The 14,140-nt window shown below is 60.5% G+C and carries 18 protein-coding genes and 2 pseudogenes; 8 read left to right on the top strand and 12 right to left on the bottom strand.

What is annotated here, in order from left to right; genetic code table 11:
- Window positions 1-143 precede the first annotated feature (143 nt).
- From AC3EML_RS18155 to AC3EML_RS18125, 7 genes and pseudogenes are all read right to left on the bottom strand, one after another.
- Window positions 144-263 (bottom strand): annotated as a pseudogene (locus tag AC3EML_RS18155) (DUF6117 family protein); the annotation flags it as partial.
- 46 nt (window positions 264-309) lie between these two features.
- A complete protein-coding gene (locus AC3EML_RS18150) occupies window positions 310-2,430 on the bottom strand; it encodes a ParB/RepB/Spo0J family partition protein (RefSeq protein ID WP_023806499.1) in 2,121 nt (706 codons plus the stop codon).
- 75 nt (window positions 2,431-2,505) lie between these two features.
- Window positions 2,506-2,826 (bottom strand): DUF2958 domain-containing protein, encoded by a 321-nt coding sequence (locus AC3EML_RS18145; protein ID WP_460221719.1) that lies wholly within the window; start codon window positions 2,824-2,826, stop codon window positions 2,506-2,508.
- A 69-nt stretch (window positions 2,827-2,895) separates the two neighbouring features.
- Window positions 2,896-3,864 (bottom strand): ArdC family protein, encoded by a 969-nt coding sequence (locus tag AC3EML_RS18140; RefSeq protein ID WP_023690434.1) that lies wholly within the window; start codon window positions 3,862-3,864, stop codon window positions 2,896-2,898.
- A gap of 145 nt (window positions 3,865-4,009) precedes the next feature.
- Window positions 4,010-4,605, bottom strand: a pseudogene (gene ligD, locus AC3EML_RS18135) (non-homologous end-joining DNA ligase LigD).
- Window positions 4,606-4,625: 20 nt separating this feature from the next.
- Entirely contained in the window at window positions 4,626-5,042 is a 417-nt protein-coding gene (gene ligD / locus AC3EML_RS18130) for a non-homologous end-joining DNA ligase LigD (RefSeq protein WP_155927363.1), read from the bottom strand.
- 1,146 nt (window positions 5,043-6,188) lie between these two features.
- Window positions 6,189-6,938 (bottom strand): Crp/Fnr family transcriptional regulator, encoded by a 750-nt coding sequence (locus AC3EML_RS18125; protein ID WP_023686036.1) that lies wholly within the window; start codon window positions 6,936-6,938, stop codon window positions 6,189-6,191.
- Between the two features lie 269 nt (window positions 6,939-7,207).
- Here AC3EML_RS18125 and AC3EML_RS18120 point away from each other — a divergent pair, with 269 nt between their 5' ends.
- Together AC3EML_RS18120 and AC3EML_RS18115 are read left to right on the top strand one after the other, a co-directional pair.
- Window positions 7,208-7,669, top strand: coding sequence for a Ros/MucR family transcriptional regulator (locus tag AC3EML_RS18120; RefSeq protein WP_023673144.1), 462 nt, complete (start codon window positions 7,208-7,210; stop codon window positions 7,667-7,669).
- Window positions 7,670-7,888: 219 nt separating this feature from the next.
- Entirely contained in the window at window positions 7,889-8,080 is a 192-nt protein-coding gene (locus tag AC3EML_RS18115; RefSeq protein ID WP_023673145.1) for a hypothetical protein, read from the top strand.
- A 575-nt stretch (window positions 8,081-8,655) separates the two neighbouring features.
- Here the strand turns inward: AC3EML_RS18115 and AC3EML_RS18110 are convergent.
- From AC3EML_RS18110 to AC3EML_RS18090, 5 genes are all read right to left on the bottom strand, one after another.
- Window positions 8,656-9,318, bottom strand: a complete 663-nt coding sequence (locus AC3EML_RS18110) for an outer membrane protein (protein WP_352521853.1) — start codon at window positions 9,316-9,318, stop codon at window positions 8,656-8,658.
- 209 nt (window positions 9,319-9,527) lie between these two features.
- A complete protein-coding gene (locus AC3EML_RS18105) occupies window positions 9,528-9,758 on the bottom strand; it encodes a DUF768 domain-containing protein (RefSeq protein ID WP_023690431.1) in 231 nt (76 codons plus the stop codon).
- Entirely contained in the window at window positions 9,755-9,976 is a 222-nt protein-coding gene (locus AC3EML_RS18100) for a DUF768 domain-containing protein (protein WP_023673150.1), read from the bottom strand. The genes AC3EML_RS18105 and AC3EML_RS18100 overlap by 4 nt, the downstream gene beginning before the upstream one ends.
- A 23-nt stretch (window positions 9,977-9,999) precedes the next feature.
- Window positions 10,000-10,149 carry a hypothetical protein gene (locus AC3EML_RS18095; RefSeq protein ID WP_023673151.1) on the bottom strand — a complete coding sequence of 50 codons (150 nt, stop codon included), beginning with the start codon at window positions 10,147-10,149 and terminating at the stop codon, window positions 10,000-10,002.
- Between the two features lie 71 nt (window positions 10,150-10,220).
- Window positions 10,221-11,099: an ATP-dependent DNA ligase gene (locus tag AC3EML_RS18090; RefSeq protein WP_352521852.1), complete on the bottom strand. Its 879-nt coding sequence runs from the start codon at window positions 11,097-11,099 to the stop codon at window positions 10,221-10,223.
- Between the two features lie 126 nt (window positions 11,100-11,225).
- Between AC3EML_RS18090 and AC3EML_RS18085 the strand changes: the two genes are divergently transcribed.
- The 6 genes from AC3EML_RS18085 (at window position 11,226) to AC3EML_RS18060 (ending at window position 14,077) form a co-directional block, all read left to right on the top strand.
- Window positions 11,226-11,411, top strand: a complete 186-nt coding sequence (locus AC3EML_RS18085) for a DUF3606 domain-containing protein (protein WP_023693356.1) — start codon at window positions 11,226-11,228, stop codon at window positions 11,409-11,411.
- 193 nt (window positions 11,412-11,604) lie between these two features.
- Window positions 11,605-11,799 carry a hypothetical protein gene (locus AC3EML_RS18080; RefSeq protein WP_023713737.1) on the top strand — a complete coding sequence of 65 codons (195 nt, stop codon included), beginning with the start codon at window positions 11,605-11,607 and terminating at the stop codon, window positions 11,797-11,799.
- Between the two features lie 43 nt (window positions 11,800-11,842).
- Window positions 11,843-12,070 carry a KTSC domain-containing protein gene (locus tag AC3EML_RS18075; protein WP_286456740.1) on the top strand — a complete coding sequence of 76 codons (228 nt, stop codon included), beginning with the start codon at window positions 11,843-11,845 and terminating at the stop codon, window positions 12,068-12,070.
- 462 nt (window positions 12,071-12,532) lie between these two features.
- The gene (locus AC3EML_RS18070) at window positions 12,533-13,165 is read left to right on the top strand and encodes a DUF4142 domain-containing protein (protein WP_023689422.1); all 633 of its coding nucleotides are present in this window, start codon (window positions 12,533-12,535) and stop codon (window positions 13,163-13,165) included.
- A 75-nt stretch (window positions 13,166-13,240) separates the two neighbouring features.
- On the top strand, window positions 13,241-13,597 hold the full coding sequence (locus tag AC3EML_RS18065; protein WP_023685250.1) for a hypothetical protein: 357 nt from the start codon (window positions 13,241-13,243) through the stop codon (window positions 13,595-13,597).
- 87 nt (window positions 13,598-13,684) lie between these two features.
- The gene (locus tag AC3EML_RS18060) at window positions 13,685-14,077 is read left to right on the top strand and encodes a hypothetical protein (RefSeq protein ID WP_023689423.1); all 393 of its coding nucleotides are present in this window, start codon (window positions 13,685-13,687) and stop codon (window positions 14,075-14,077) included.
- Window positions 14,078-14,140: the final 63 nt, after the last annotated feature.

Raw genomic sequence — 14,140 nt, 5'->3', positions numbered from 1 at the left:
TCGAGCCGCGCGGCGCTCTCTCTGGACCGTGCGGATTCAAAACCATCCCGGCTCGCCTCTCCCTCTCTGGCCTCCACCGAAGCCAAAATGAAACAAGCGCCCCGCCATGAGGTGGAGCGCTTGCCGGTATCAACCGATCTCGATCATATTCCGCCGTCAGGCCCCGACTTCTGTAGGAAACCATTGGCGCTGTCGGGATCGGGCGGCAGGTAGGCATCATAGGGATTGCCGTCGGCAAGATGAGCGAACGGCGTGAACTCGTAGTGAAGAAGAAAGGGCCGAGCGACCCGCGCCACTCCGCCGACGGTGCTATCCGGCGGCGACCGCGTGTGCGGCAGTCTCATGGGTGGCCGAGCCGTCCTCGTCATCACCGGCCAGGAATTCGGGGAGGTCAGCTTCCTCGCCCACATTCGGCCGGGCGGCGTCATTGCCGCGAAGGCGGAGCGGTTCGGGTAGCCAGCCACTATCGGCCAGGAGGCGCTCGGCCTCTTTGGCCATGTCGGCCTTCTTGAGATGGTCGATAAGCTGGGCGGCCTGGTCGCCGGCGCCTTCGCGCACGGCTTCGAGAATGCGGGACTTGGTGACGCGACCGAGATAGTTATCCACCGTCGGCCGCCAGCCGGCATCTACCATGTCAAGCCCGGTGGCACGGGACAACCGATCGGCTTCACGCCGGCGCTGATCGAGTCCATGCTGGGAAACGCCGCTGCCGTAGGGATTGGGTCGTTCGAACAAGGCGTTGATCCCATAGCTGACGCAATGCGCCAGCAGCGTCTGCCGGCTTGCTTCATCGAGTCCGTCGAGCCACGCCCATAGGGCCTCGTCGTCATCCAGTGGAATGTCGCTCTTCCATGCCTCATGGCGCTCATGGACGGCCTTGGCCGCAGGGCTGTCCTTGAGACCGACGTCCTGCCACGGCAAGTGGACATGTCGGACGAAGGCCTCGACGCAGCCGATGGCGGAACGCTGACCGAAGGTGTCGAGGACGAGCCGGTGCAAGAGCGCCGTGATGGCCACATGCTGGTTCTCGGCCAGTGCGTTGCGCAGCGCCAACGTGCGATGGGCAGTAAGTTCGATGACCAGGCGCTCGGGTAGCGGCTTGATGGTGTCGCCGTCATCCTCCTCAGGCTCGGACGCCTGCGCGCCGATGGTGATAATCGCGCGGGCCGAAGGATTGTGTCTGCTGTCTTCGTTCTCGGTGGCGCAACCTGGCTCGGCCGAGTGGCCGTCGACCGCCTGCATCGCTTCGTCCTCGGGGCGCACATGGGCCCGATCGACGACGAGATCGCCATCACGATCGATGCTGATGAACACACCGGCGCGGGCGATCTCGGCCCCATCGTAGTGCATCGGCCGGCTCTCGAAGGCCTCAAGCGCGGTCTCGATTTGACCGAGGCGCTGATCGACATCGTCGGGGAGTTCGTCGGATTCGCCATACTCGGCTTCCAGCCGGTCGTACTCCGCCCGCAGGGCTTCGCGTTCCGCCCGCTCCGCGTCGGTCAGACCGACGGGGGTGCCAGCGATTGCCCGCAGACCGTGATTGTACCCGTAGGGCAGATCGGCATCGACCACGATCCACTTCCAGCCCTCCGCCGCGATCTCGTCGGCGATCGACTTCAGCCTATCGCCGACCAAGCGGTCGAGCAGAGCGGGGTCCTGCAGCCAGCCGCCATTGTCGGCCTCGAACAGGTCGCGCAGCACCACGCCGCCGGCAGCGACATACGCGTCGACACCGACGAACAGCGCCCGGCGATCGCTTGCCCGCACAGTGGTCTCCGTCAGCAGGCGCCGGATCTGCTGCGGCTCCTTCGACCAGGAGTTTTCGAGCGCCTCCCAGACCTGCTCCTGACGGGCGTGATCGTCGGTCACGGTGAACGCCATGAGCTGCTCGAGCTTCATGCCATCCTGCTCGTAAATCTCCTGCAGCTTGGCCGAAACCCTGGCCAGCCTGAGGCGCTGCTGCACGAATGTTGCGGAGACGAAGAAGCGTGCGGCAATCTCCTCATGGCTCGCGCCCTGGTCATGAAGTGTCTGGAAGGCGCGAAACATGTCGAGCGGATGTAAATCTTCGCGCTGAAAATTCTCGGCCAGCGAGTCCTCCTCGATCGGGACCGCGCTGTGGGCGTCGCTTATGACGCAGGGAACTGGCTCGGTCTTGCTTATGCGCTTCTGCTTGACCAGCAGTTCCAGCGCGCGATAGCGGCGCCCGCCAGCCGGCACCTCAAACATGCCGGTCTCGTTGCCCTCGCCGTCCAACACTGGCCGGACGTTGAGGCTCTGGAGCAGGCCGCGCCGGGCGATCGACGCGGCGAGGTCCTCTATGGTTTCCCCGCGCTTGATGCGCCGGACATTGGACTGGCTCAGCATCAGCTTGTTGAAGGGGATGTCACGTGAAGCGTTGAGGGTGATCTTCTGCTTGGGCGTAGCCATGTGGACTATCTCCGCGACGGGCGGCCGAAACTCTCTCGTCCTCCAAACCCGTCAAAAAAGACGGGCGCAGCCCTCTCACTCTGAGGACTGAGCCGCACCGAAGATCCAGAGGTGGGGACAGGGCCGCAGACACGACTGCGCATCTGCGGCTTGCGGATTACAAGCTGAGATCTCACTCGCCGTCTCGGCCAGATTGGCCGGCATGGTCGAGTTGCGTTCGGCGTCGCGAAGGTTTCCGCCCCGGCGGACCGCCTCTGCCCAGACGGAAATCGGCAGGTCGGTGCCAAAGAGCATGTCCCGCTCGATGCCGATGCCGAAAGGCAGCCGGATCGACGTCATCTCGAGCGCGGTTGCGAGCCAATTCCTTCGCCGAGTTGATTTGAAGAGCTTCACCACCCGTACGTGTTCGGCGTCGCGATCGCGGCTATTGGCGAGCAGGCACGCGCAGTTCCTCGGTGAGAACGATCATGCCGCCCTCTTCTCGATTTCGACCTCATCGACGCTGGCGGGCCCTGCCCTGGTTCCGTTGTCGGGTTGCGGAAGGAAGGCGAGCAACCAGTCGGCTGCCTTGCTGGCTTGGGAGGCGGCACGCACGATGGCTCGGTTGTCTTCGCGCAGGACGTCGAGCCAGGAGGCCAGGTAATCGGCGTGGCGCACGGTCGGCGCAATACCTCGCGAGGCGCAGCAGAAGGCTGCGTTCATTTCGGCGACCAGTTCCTCGAAAGCATATCGCTTTGTGCCGAAGGCGCAGCCGAGGTCACGGCCGACGCGGGAGGGATGGCCGGTCGCATGGCCAAGCTCGTGCAGGGCGGTGCGGTGCCAGTCAATGGTCTCGAAATACGCCTGCGGAGGCGGCACCTGCACGTAGTCGTGCGCCGGCACATAATAGGCGCTATTGCCGCCGATGCGGAAATCGATCCCTGTCGCCTTGATCAGTGCCTCGACGGCCGGTTCGATCAGTCCGGGCTCTGGTGCGGGCGGAAACACCGCCAGATCGTCGGGCAGATTTTCGCATTGCGCGACGTTGAAGACGGTGAAGCGCTTCAGAAACTGTATGGCCCGTGCTGCCTCGCCGGTCTCCCGCGCGCGTTTCTTCTCGTCGTCAGGGATGAAGCGGTCAGAATAGACGACGGTGGTCCCGTGTTCGCCCTTGCGGACATGGCCGCCCAGCGATAGCGCCTGGCGGAAAGTCAGCCAGCCCTGGACGGGAAAGCCATGCTCGACGACCGCACCCCACAGGATCAGCACGTTGATCCCCGAATAGGCACGGCCAGAGGCGGCATTGGCCGGCATGGCGAGGGGTGCTTGCTCCGCCGCCGTGCCCCAGGGCACCCAGGGAAAGCGCCCAGCCTCCAGCTCGGCGATGATCTTGTTGGTGATGTCATCATAGAGGCTTGCCCGGTCGGCGCCGGCGCGAGCGTAATGTCTGGACATCTGGTTTCTCCGCGACGGGCGCCGGAGGCCTCTCCTCCAGCTCTCAACCCGTCACGGCAAACCGGTCCGTACTCTCGCTCTAGAGGCTAGCCCAGGCCTCGAAGGGGGACGCTCCCGGACTTGGGGCAAAGGCGGTCCGCGCCAATCAGTAGTGTCGCTGACCTATGGTTATTGCTGCCGGGCGTGCCGAATGCGGTCGGTAAGCGTTTGTGCGACGTCGAAATAACCTTCCCAGGCTTCGCGCACCTGAGCCCGCGCGGCGGCGGCGAAGACATCGAAGCCGTTGGCGTTTTTCGCAGGTGGGCAACTCATCCCAGCTGACAGGCACCGCGCACGACGCCCCCGCGCGTGCCCGAGTCGACCAGGGGCAGATTGCAGTGGAGCCCTGGCCGTTGCGCAGGTAATCGAGAAACATTCGGCCCTTGCGCTTCGCCTTGCTCATATTGGCGACGAAGCGCGACGGATCTGTACGGGCCAGCAGTTCGGCGAAGTCCTGGCAGAAGCTCTTGACCTCGTCCCAGTCTGCCTCCGGGAGGAGCAGGACGACCACATGAACGCCCTTGCCGCCGGACAGCAACGGCCACGACTGCAATCCAAGCGCTTCCAGAATGCTCCGAATGTCGAGGGCTGCCTGCTTGACGGCAGCAAAGCCCAAGCCCTGTCGGGGTCGATGTCGAAGATCATGCGGTGCGGCAGATCCGGCTGCTGGCGACGGCTTCCCCAGATGTGGAATTCGAGCACGTTCGTCTGGACGCCCGCGATCAGCCCAGCCAAGTCATCGACCACGAGATGCGGCTTTCCTTACCGGACACCTTCTCCAAGTGGCCATCATGGATGGCCCTGGGCACGCCTGGCAGGTTGTGCTTCTGAAAGAAGGTCTGCTGCAGGTCGCCGTGAGTATCGCGCACCAGCGACAGCGGCCGATCCTGAATGTGCGGCAGCATCTTCTCGGCGACCACTGCGTAGTAGGCGGCGAGCGTGGATTTGGTCACCTTGGTGCCTGGATACATGACCTTGTCCGGATGCGTCAGCTTGACGCCGACAGCAGCGGCGATCTCGTTGCCGGATCGAGATTGGCCGAGTCTCTGGGCCGTTTGCGCCTTTTGTTGAGAGTGCCGTCTACTCGGACATGAGGAACTCGGATACATGTCAATACGCTGCCTGGGATTCGGTTCCATGCCCAAGCACCGCGCCGGCGACCGTCGGCGCTCAAGGAAGAACGGCGCATAAGCCGCAGTCCTGCGCGCGGCCGCAACAGCGGACAATTGTCACGCGCAGGACGGAGGAAATTCGCCCCCCGCCGCGGGCGGTGAACAGGACAGCCGTAGGAGCGTCAGCATAGCGCCGGCCCCAGGACGGGACGCGGGACCGACTGTCCCCGTCCGCGGTGGTCCGCATGTTTTGGTTCGAAGCCCACCGGCTGAGATCGCGCAGTTCAGTTCTCGACAGTCCGACCGCTGATCCGCGATGATGCAAACAGGATTGAACCACACCAGAGCCGAGTTTGGCTGCAAGAAATCGATCTGGTCTTGCACCCTTTCGGCTTCTTCCTCAATTGCGTTGCAGCTTGTGAATTCCAAGCCTGACAGGCCCTCCCCTGTCACAACTCGTGCAGAAAGCGCTCGCTCGACCGAACTGAGAATGCGGCTTTTCCATTGCGCTCGATGAGGCGTTTTGCCGTTGCATGGTGCGAACATGATCTGCAACAAGCTCGCAACACATGCCACTCGCGAAATGTCGAGCGCCCATACAGGCCACCGTGAACGCTGCCAGGCGCTCTCAAGCGTCAACGCCGGTTGCTGTTTAGCTGGCGACGTCCCTTGGCACGCTTTCGGTCGGAGAAAAGCGAATATCCGCCGTCCTCCCGAAATCTGCAGCGACGCATGAGCCCCGGGCTTGACCCATTGCGTCGCCGAGATTTATTCCCTTGGGCGCCGGCATGGTGTGCCCCAGGAACCTCTTCCACAGTCGCTAGCCAATAGCGGGGCTCGAATTGATGCGGCTGAGCCCACAAATTGGTCGATCGCGCGGCCAATCGAAAGCCATGAAGAGAGGTGGAAACCCTGTAGTGCCGAAGTATCACGTTGAGGGGATGGATGGTGCTACGCAGACGGCCATACGGACAGTCAACGCCCATGTGGGCCGGTAAGCATCCGAATGCACTCTGCGCGCAAGTGAACCCCTTGCGCTAACGCTTCGACGCGCCATCAAAGCATTGACCATGTTGGGGGGCGATCGCACCGCTGATGGCCAGCGAAGGCCAACAAGTGGTCCGGCTACCCTTGGAGCCAATCCGCATTTCTGGCGATTTTTCCCTGGAGCAATCAGTGCATTGACATGAACTCGGCCGTTTTATTGTTCCTTGCTGAGTGCAGGTAATCGTGCCGGAACTCAGCAAGAAAGGCCAGTCCTTCCCAATCATGGATGGTCAATTGGCCATTCACAAGTGATGTAAGGTGCTTCTCCCGAAGAGACTTGAGCGTGCGGTTGATGTGGACTGCCGACAGCCCTGTCGCCTCGCCAAGGTCAGCTTGAGTCACACCAAAAGCGCAGGTTTGATCGGACGCAAGTCCGGCATCTTCCATACGTAGCATGATTTCACAGAGAAGGTGGGCCACTCGGCCAAGCGCTTGGCGCTTCCCGACATTGACCACCCATTCGCGAAAAATCGATGCATCAACCAGTGTCGTTCGCCAAAGATTTGCCGCCAGCCTGGGGTGGCGTTCGCAGAGCAGCCGGATAGCCGAGTGATCTATGAAGCCAACACTGCAAGCGCTCACCGTTCGAACGTCGCTATCCAACAGATCGAGGTGCAGGCTCAACAGATCGGGCATGTCGCCAGGCACATGATAAGCAGTGACCTGACGCTTCCCGTCTCCTGTTACCTTCGAGGTGCTGGCTAAGCCAGCCAGGACCATTATGCACCGGGACGGCTGGTCGCCTTCCCGGACCAAGTTCTGGTTTGCGCCAATCGCAACGATCCTTATTCTTACCGCGTCGAGAGCTTGACGCTCACCTGACGTGAGGGTGAAGGCACGATGGAACTTGGCGGTTAAGGGGCTTTGATAAAGCATGTCGGCTCTCCGTTTGGGCGGGAGCGCTATGGTCTCTCAGTCACCCGCGGCCAGCAGAACGCGAATGATGCCCGACCTTATATCATAAACACCGGACCGACTTAACCTGTGATAAGTCTGGCACTGCTTCCGATGGTCCTTTCCCCATCGGCAAACACAGGCTCAACAGGATTGGTGCTTACGAGGGAAGCGGCCCATCATCGGGCCTCGAGTTGCGCAGCTGCGGCAGCAGCTATAATAGATCGTTCTCAAATTCGAGGACTCACACCATGACCGACGCCCCCGACCACGCCGCTGAACTGGTAGAACTCACGGCGGATGTGGTATCCGCGTACGTCAGCAACAATCCCGTGCCGGTCGCGGGCTTGGCGGACCTGATAGCCTCAGTGCACGGGTCGCTGTCTGGGATTGGCCATCGCGTGGCTGCCGCGACCGAAGAACCAGTGCCTGCGGTAAATCCAAAAAGGTCAGTATTTCCCGATTACATCATCTGTCTTGAAGATGGTAAGCGGTTCAAAACCCTTCGGCGACATCTGCGCGTGGATTTCGGTCTCACTCCTGACGCGTATCGAACGAAGTGGAACTTGCCATCCACTTATCCGATGGTCGCTCCCAACTATGCGGCCTCACGGTCTGCCATGGCGAAGTCGATCGGTCTGGGTAGGAAGGCACCGCAGCCCACGGCAACTGCAACGGGCAAGGCAAGGCCGACGGCTAAGGCTAAAGCGTAGCTTCCGCGATCACACCATTACCACCGCGGCACCAATCGGCGATGTATGCATCGCGGCGGACCTGTCCGCTCTTGGCCGGTGCCCACCCAGGTTCCCCAACCCATGGCGCCGGCCATTTGTGGCCCACACCTCAGCTTCGTATTGCTGCCCAATCTTTTCTTGTTGTAGGCCGCTTACGACGTTAATCTCCGCTTGGCCTGATTGCTGGGAGGCAACGCCATGGCTGACATAATTCCAATTCGCAAAGCACGCCCTTGTGTCGAAGTTGGCAAACCCTGTGGCGAGTGGTTTGTCCGCGTGATCGAGGAAGACCAGGAACTCACCCGATCATTCAAGCTCGAATCCTATGCCGTGGCCTTTGCAGAAGGCCAAAGGTCGCGTCTGCATCTCAACACGTTTTCGCGGCTGTAGAGCAAGCCTATGCAGAGGTCCGCAGGGTTACTGGCGAATTTGGGCGATAGCATCGAAGCCATCGCCGGCCACATTGCGACCATGGAAACGCGACAACTGCACCAATAGCTCAAGTCGTTGCCATCGAGATCGGAAATCGCCAGCGCGGAAATGGTGATGGGCATCCTCGTCTATCGAGAGGTTGAACTGCGCCGCCGGCGGGGGACGGGCGGCAACGTGCTGCCCTTCCCCGGTCTCGGGACTCCACTTATCCAGCACTAGGCAGCGACGCCGGACCTGTAAGAGGCCATCGGATAGCGCATCCCTGTCGGTGATTGTTCACGTTCTTGAGCAGCACTTCATGCGGATCCTGCACGGCCTGGTGATTGTCGCAGATCGGCGACAATCGGGCCGACGATTGCCTTGTGCAGCCGTTCCGCCTCGATCTTGAAGCGGGCGAGCTGTTCCTGCGAAACGTGTTGTGAGGGGTTTTCGTCTTGACCATGGTAGCGAACTCCGTTGAGGGGATCGCCGCAAACGGTTCTTGCACAAAAAAGCCCGTCGCGGTGAGCGACAGGCTATTATGACATCAGGGATTAGAACTTGTAGGCGATGCCGAAGCGAACCTCGTTGGTCTTCAGATCAACGTCGGCATTGACCAGACCACCAAAGGATTCTGTACCGAAGTCGGTATAGCGATACTCGCCTCGCAGCAGCAGATTGTCGGTCATGGCATAATCCAAGCCCACGCCTATCGTCCATCCTGTGAGTGTATCTCCGAACGAAGGCCCGCCTCCATTATTACTTATGTCGACATCGCCAAACGCAACGCCACCCGCAATATAAGGAAGAAAGCGATCAACGGCATATCCTAGGCGCAGTCTTGCCGCCGCACTCCAGTTGAGTTCTTCGGTGGCGATGCCGCCCGGGATCGGGATACCAGGAGCGCTGAAGACTTGGCCGCTGCCATCAACATTCGCATATACGACGTCCAGCTCCGCGCCAATCACAATGTTATTGGACATCTGATAGTTGTAACCGGCGTAGACGCCACCAAGGAACCCGTCGGGATCTGTGTCGACAAAGCCCGGCCCACCGATTTCGTCTATGTTGCCATTCCCCCAAGCATAGCCTGCCTGTAGGCCGACATACCCACCCGTCCAGCTAAAGACCGGCGCGGCTTCTGCAACGATGGCATCGGCAGCATACGCCGACGAAGCCAGCAGAGACAACGACAGACCAAGAAGCAGCTTCTTCATAGGTGATCTCCTGTAACTAACCTTTTTGGTAGCAGAGCGCGCCGATTGATGCAGTTGTTTTTCTGCCACAGTTGGCCGAATTCAAATCGGCCGCCCGCACTTACATGAGAACCTTATGCCAACTCGCTGGTGGCGATCGGATCGCCCCTCGCCACAGTGGGCAACTGCTCGGCCACCCAAACTGTCCGGAACCTTCAGGCCGGGAACACTCATTCCGGTATCCCAAATTTAACATCGAGGAGGGTACGATAAAGGCTGTCGACCTCCTTGTCGTCGAACGCCTCGGTCAGCTCGCTTTCCGCAATCCCCTCAGCCTCTGCGTCGGCGATTAGGCGCTTTGCGAGCTGCTCGATCTCCGCTCGCTCTTTCGGCGCACCGGCGTCGGATAGATCGTGTTTTTTTATCCATTGGTTCAAAAATAGGACGGCCGGCTTGCTCATTCGGAAACACCTGGGGCAAAGTGCACGACGGCATCGACCAGCGTCCGATATAGGCTATCAACCTCTTCGTCGATCTCTTCGCGCTCGATCGTCAAGGCTTTAGCGTCGGCATACAATTTGTGTATGTACTCACTTACCGAAACGGCGTCGGTTTTAGCCGTTTCGGGGAAATTGTTGCCGATCCAGCGATCGAGAAAGTTGACGCCGCGTGTGCTCATGAAGCCTAAGCTCGATCCAGCGCTTAGGTTCCAGCAGGGCGCTCGACGGCAGCTTCGTCGACCTCGGCTTCCATTTCGTCGTTGACAGTCTTGGTCTTGCCGAAGGCGGCCACCGGCTCACCGTCAAAGCCCTGCAGCCACGCGTCGGCATGCTCTCCCCAGTAGGCTGGCACCGCACGTCTCCTTGCCATCCTTGCTCGCTTGGGCGTACATCCAGGCGTAGGTGGCGCGCTCCTGATCTTTCCTAGCCACGGCCATCTGTGTCATCCTCTCGGAAGTCCTGCAGTGAGGCGTGGCGCAGGTCATCCTCGCCGCGCAGGTGCTTTACGCGGCCGATCAGCCCCGGCTTGACCCATTGCGTCGCAGGCCGCTTCATGACGCCCTTGGGCGCCGTGCCTGGGTGCTCTTGGACGCGTTTCCATAGCCTCTCGCGCATTTCCCGGTTCAAGGTGACGAACGCGCTGCCGACATAGCGCCCGGTGCCGCGCTCAGCCATCAGAGCGAAAGCCGGCTTGCCCGCTTCACGCTCGACGCCGAGCAGATCGAACTCGTCAATCGCATAGCACTTGGCCTTCAGCCAGTTGGTCGACGGACCGCTTCGGTATTTGCTGTCCTTCCGCTTCGACACCATGCCTTCAAGTCCGGCCTTGTCGAGCAAGTGAAAGATGGCCTTGGCTTCGCCGGGCAGAGGCTCGCTGAACTGAATACGCCGCCCGGGCTTGATCATGCTGGCCAGGATCTCGCGCCGCACCTCAAGCGCCATGTCGCGCAGATCGTGCCCATTGAGGTGCAATAGATCGAAGGCGACGAAATAGAGGTCTTGCTGTCGGCGGGTGATCGCTTTGCGCAGATCGCCGAAGTCCGAAAGGCCAGCTTCGTTCAAGACGATGATCTCACCGTCGACAATCGCGCTTTCGGCACCAAGGCGCTTGGCCTCTCTCACCAGGTCGCGATATTTCGCAGTCCAGTCGTGGCCGTTGCGCGTATAAATGCGTGTGCCGTCTTCATCGATGATCATCTGCGATCGGTAGCCGTCGAACTTGACCTCGTGGGTCCAGCCTTCACCCTCGGGAGGGTTCTCCACAAGGGTCGGCATCAACGGCTCGATGAACTTCAAACGCATGCACTGATCCGCCCTCCGGCGATTCAATAAGATTGAGCTAAAATAGTTCCGAAACCGGAAATCAGCCTCTTGGGTGCAACAAACACGTCAACTCGGCGTTGCGGGATGAGCGAAGGAGGAATCGATATGGCCGACGACAAGAGCAAGCGGGACTTTCGCGATCGGGACCAGGTCTCGGCCGATGAGGATTATGAAGTCGAGTATTTCGCAGCCAAGGCCGGGATCACCCCGCAGCAGGTCAAGGAATTGATCGCGAAGCACGGCAACCAACGCGAAACGCTGGAGCGAGAAGCGAAGGCTCTGCGGAAATAATGACCAGGCTATCGGATCTCGGCAGACCAATAACTGGGCACCGACATGAAGGCCCGCCCGCGAGCGAACTCGCGCATTTCCTCCCTTGCCCTGTTTGCGGGCAACAGATCGATATGCGCGATTTTCGCCAGGTCGCTTATCATGCCGATCCGGATCACGATCAGCCTCTCGAACTAGACGCTTAGGAACACAAGTGCCGAAATACCACGTTGAGGAAATGGATGGCGATACCGTGACGGCTACCCACATCGTGCACGCGACAACGCCGATCAGGGCGGCGCGGGAAGCGACGGAGCGCGACGTCACCCTGCGCACCAGCGAACCCATTTGGATCAGGGTTGCCGACGAGAAGCGCGGGCACGTCTTCGAATACAGTTTCAGCCTGTAGCTGACGATCCAACTCGGCTGGCTGAGTTTTTGAATGGCATACCATGCCGTCGACCTCGATACGCAAGTTCGACTATGACCCCAGCACCAGGGTTCTCTCGGTTTGGTTTGTAGCGAGCGGGAAGCATTACGAGTTTTTGGACGTACCTGCTGAGGCCTTTGCCGCGTTCAAAGCTGCCTTTGCCAAGGGCGTCTATTTTAACAGCCACATCCGCAATCGTTATGCATTCCGGCTCGCGGCAGGGAGGGTAGCACCCGCTTCGGGCGATTAACAGAATCTCAAATTCGAGGCGGCCCGCGCCACCCCAGGGGAGCAACTGTGCGAATTGACCCAGGTTCCGAGGGCAAACGAAAGAGCCCGCCGGCCGGGGCCAGCGGGCGCGTTTTATACTAAGCTAGGTGTTGGGCCTATTTGCCCATCATCATCGCAGCTTTGCAGAAGTTTTCATGGGCCTGTCGGACAGGTCTGCCACGACGCGTGACCCACGGCGACGGGTCGGCAAACAGCGCACTCCTGCGCATCCACTGGGCTTACGAAGTCGGTCGGCTGCTCTGCGATCATAGTGCCTTGTCGGAGAACCGCGCTGAGCTCCGCGCAGTCACCGGTCCTGCAATACGGCCGGATCTATGATCAAAGCGCTGAGCAGGAGCCATTCGGGGTCTACGCCTGCCGCCCGGTATTTATTGTCACAAAAAGGGGAACAACGGCAGCTCGGCCGTGTTGGGAGCACAACATGTATTTCGTCAAAGTGCTTTTGGCTGCGATCGCCATCGGTCTCATCAGCCCGGGGGCAATGGCTCAGACCGCGACGACGTCCCCGCAGGAATTTGTCAAAGCAGCTGCGAGTTCAGACATGTTCGAGATCCAGTCGAGTGAGTTGGCGCTGCGGAAATCGAAGACATCACGAGTGAAGGAATTCGCTCGCATGATGATCAAGGACCACACGAATTCTTCCAAGCGGCTCATTGCGGCGGCAAAGAAGGACGACGTCGCAGTGGCACCGGAGATGACAAGCAAGCATGCTGCCCAATTGGAAGCATTGAGCAACGACAGCAGAGGGGCGTTCGATAACGCCTACGTCGACGCCCAGGTTGCAGCGCACCAGGAAGCCCTGACGCTGATGACCTCCTATGCGGAAAACGGTCAGGAAAAACATTTGGCGGCCCATGCGAAAAAGACCGCGCCGGCTCATCCGGCAGCATTTCAAACATGCCCAGCAACTGAGCAAGAGCGGTTCTCAGGGCTGAGTGGATCTGGCCACGACGTTGGTTCTTCGCGGCGCTGTGGAGTCTGTGCCAACCCTCTGGCACTGCCTCCGCCCCCAGGGACGCTGCAACCTTCAAGCGGTCGTCGATGCAGGCTCTAAAGGGTGCGTCGCTCAGGTAGTCCGGCGTGCAAGCACCAGCGTCGTCGAATTTGCCAAACGAACAGGAGACCTGACATGCCAAAGCAAAACGAGACCTCGCATTCGAGACGAAGTGACTTCGCCAATGATGAACCCATTCGCCCGGAGGATGCCGCCGTGTTGGACAGCCCCGTGGGCCACGAAGACAGGCACGGCGCGGAGCCAGGTTTCGGGGGAGCCGACGATGTCGACCAGCCGATCGGCGCAAGGCCCCGCAGCGAAATTACCGGTCGTCATGATGAAGGGGCAGGCGCCAATGAGACGATCGACGGCTTAAGCGAAACCGAGGAACTGACCCGCAGCTACGCCGAGGACATACCAACCGGTGACAATGATGAGGAGGAGGAAGACATCCCTGTCTTCGAAAGAGGCCGAAGCAACACCGAACTCTGAGCGCGCCAGGTTGAACCCCGCACGGTGAGGAACATGACAATGAGCACATTCGGACTTCGGGTTGCGTCTTTGGGGCTCCGGGCTTTTTTGGGACTGGCGGCCTCGCTGACTTTGGGCGTCGAGGCATCTGCGCAGACAAGTCAGCCCGCGCAGCAATCCGGCGACTCGTCGCAAACAGCCAAGCAGGGTCGACTGCCGGCGCAAGGATCGTCGCCGACCGGCAAGGATGATGTCGGCGTTGACGTCTCGCTCGGCCGGCCGGAGGTGAAGCAACAGGTTGCAAGACATCTGGGAGTGGCTGAGACCGAGTTGCCACTGGCGGTGCACGTGCCGATCGCGCTCGCTTCGCAAGTCTGCGGGCAAGAGGTATTTACCGCCCGCGCCAATGTAAACCGAAGCTGCACCGCGACGAAATTCATTCCGGAAATCGCCGAGGCGGCACGCAACCATCCACAAACCTCCGCGGTACCGGAGCAGTAGCACCGAAAATGTCCGAACCCGGCGCGACGGTCGTGCCATGCTTACCCGAGGGTAGCGCTCCAA

The organism is Mesorhizobium sp. P170090 (genome assembly GCF_057786115.1).
The sequence above is the reverse complement of the archived record's forward strand: the minus strand, read 5'-3'. Positions and strand labels throughout refer to the sequence as shown.

Bases quoted from the DNA above. Each gene is read 5' to 3' on its own strand.
- AC3EML_RS18150 (WP_023806499.1), bottom strand. From the start codon at position 2,430: ATGGCTACGCCCAAGCAGAAGATCACCCTCAACGCTTCACGTGACATC.
- AC3EML_RS18140 (WP_023690434.1), bottom strand. From the start codon at position 3,864: ATGTCCAGACATTACGCTCGCGCCGGCGCCGACCGGGCAAGCCTCTAT.
- ligD (WP_155927363.1), bottom strand. From the start codon at position 5,042: ATGGAACCGAATCCCAGGCAGCGTATTGACATGTATCCGAGTTCCTCA.
- AC3EML_RS18125 (WP_023686036.1), bottom strand. From the start codon at position 6,938: ATGCTTTATCAAAGCCCCTTAACCGCCAAGTTCCATCGTGCCTTCACC.
- AC3EML_RS18120 (WP_023673144.1), top strand. From the start codon at position 7,208: ATGACCGACGCCCCCGACCACGCCGCTGAACTGGTAGAACTCACGGCG.
- AC3EML_RS18115 (WP_023673145.1), top strand. From the start codon at position 7,889: ATGGCTGACATAATTCCAATTCGCAAAGCACGCCCTTGTGTCGAAGTT.
- AC3EML_RS18110 (WP_352521853.1), bottom strand. From the start codon at position 9,318: ATGAAGAAGCTGCTTCTTGGTCTGTCGTTGTCTCTGCTGGCTTCGTCG.
- AC3EML_RS18105 (WP_023690431.1), bottom strand. From the start codon at position 9,758: ATGAGCAAGCCGGCCGTCCTATTTTTGAACCAATGGATAAAAAAACAC.
- AC3EML_RS18100 (WP_023673150.1), bottom strand. From the start codon at position 9,976: ATGAGCACACGCGGCGTCAACTTTCTCGATCGCTGGATCGGCAACAAT.
- AC3EML_RS18090 (WP_352521852.1), bottom strand. From the start codon at position 11,099: ATGCGTTTGAAGTTCATCGAGCCGTTGATGCCGACCCTTGTGGAGAAC.
- AC3EML_RS18085 (WP_023693356.1), top strand. From the start codon at position 11,226: ATGGCCGACGACAAGAGCAAGCGGGACTTTCGCGATCGGGACCAGGTC.
- AC3EML_RS18075 (WP_286456740.1), top strand. From the start codon at position 11,843: ATGCCGTCGACCTCGATACGCAAGTTCGACTATGACCCCAGCACCAGG.
- AC3EML_RS18070 (WP_023689422.1), top strand. From the start codon at position 12,533: ATGTATTTCGTCAAAGTGCTTTTGGCTGCGATCGCCATCGGTCTCATC.
- AC3EML_RS18065 (WP_023685250.1), top strand. From the start codon at position 13,241: ATGCCAAAGCAAAACGAGACCTCGCATTCGAGACGAAGTGACTTCGCC.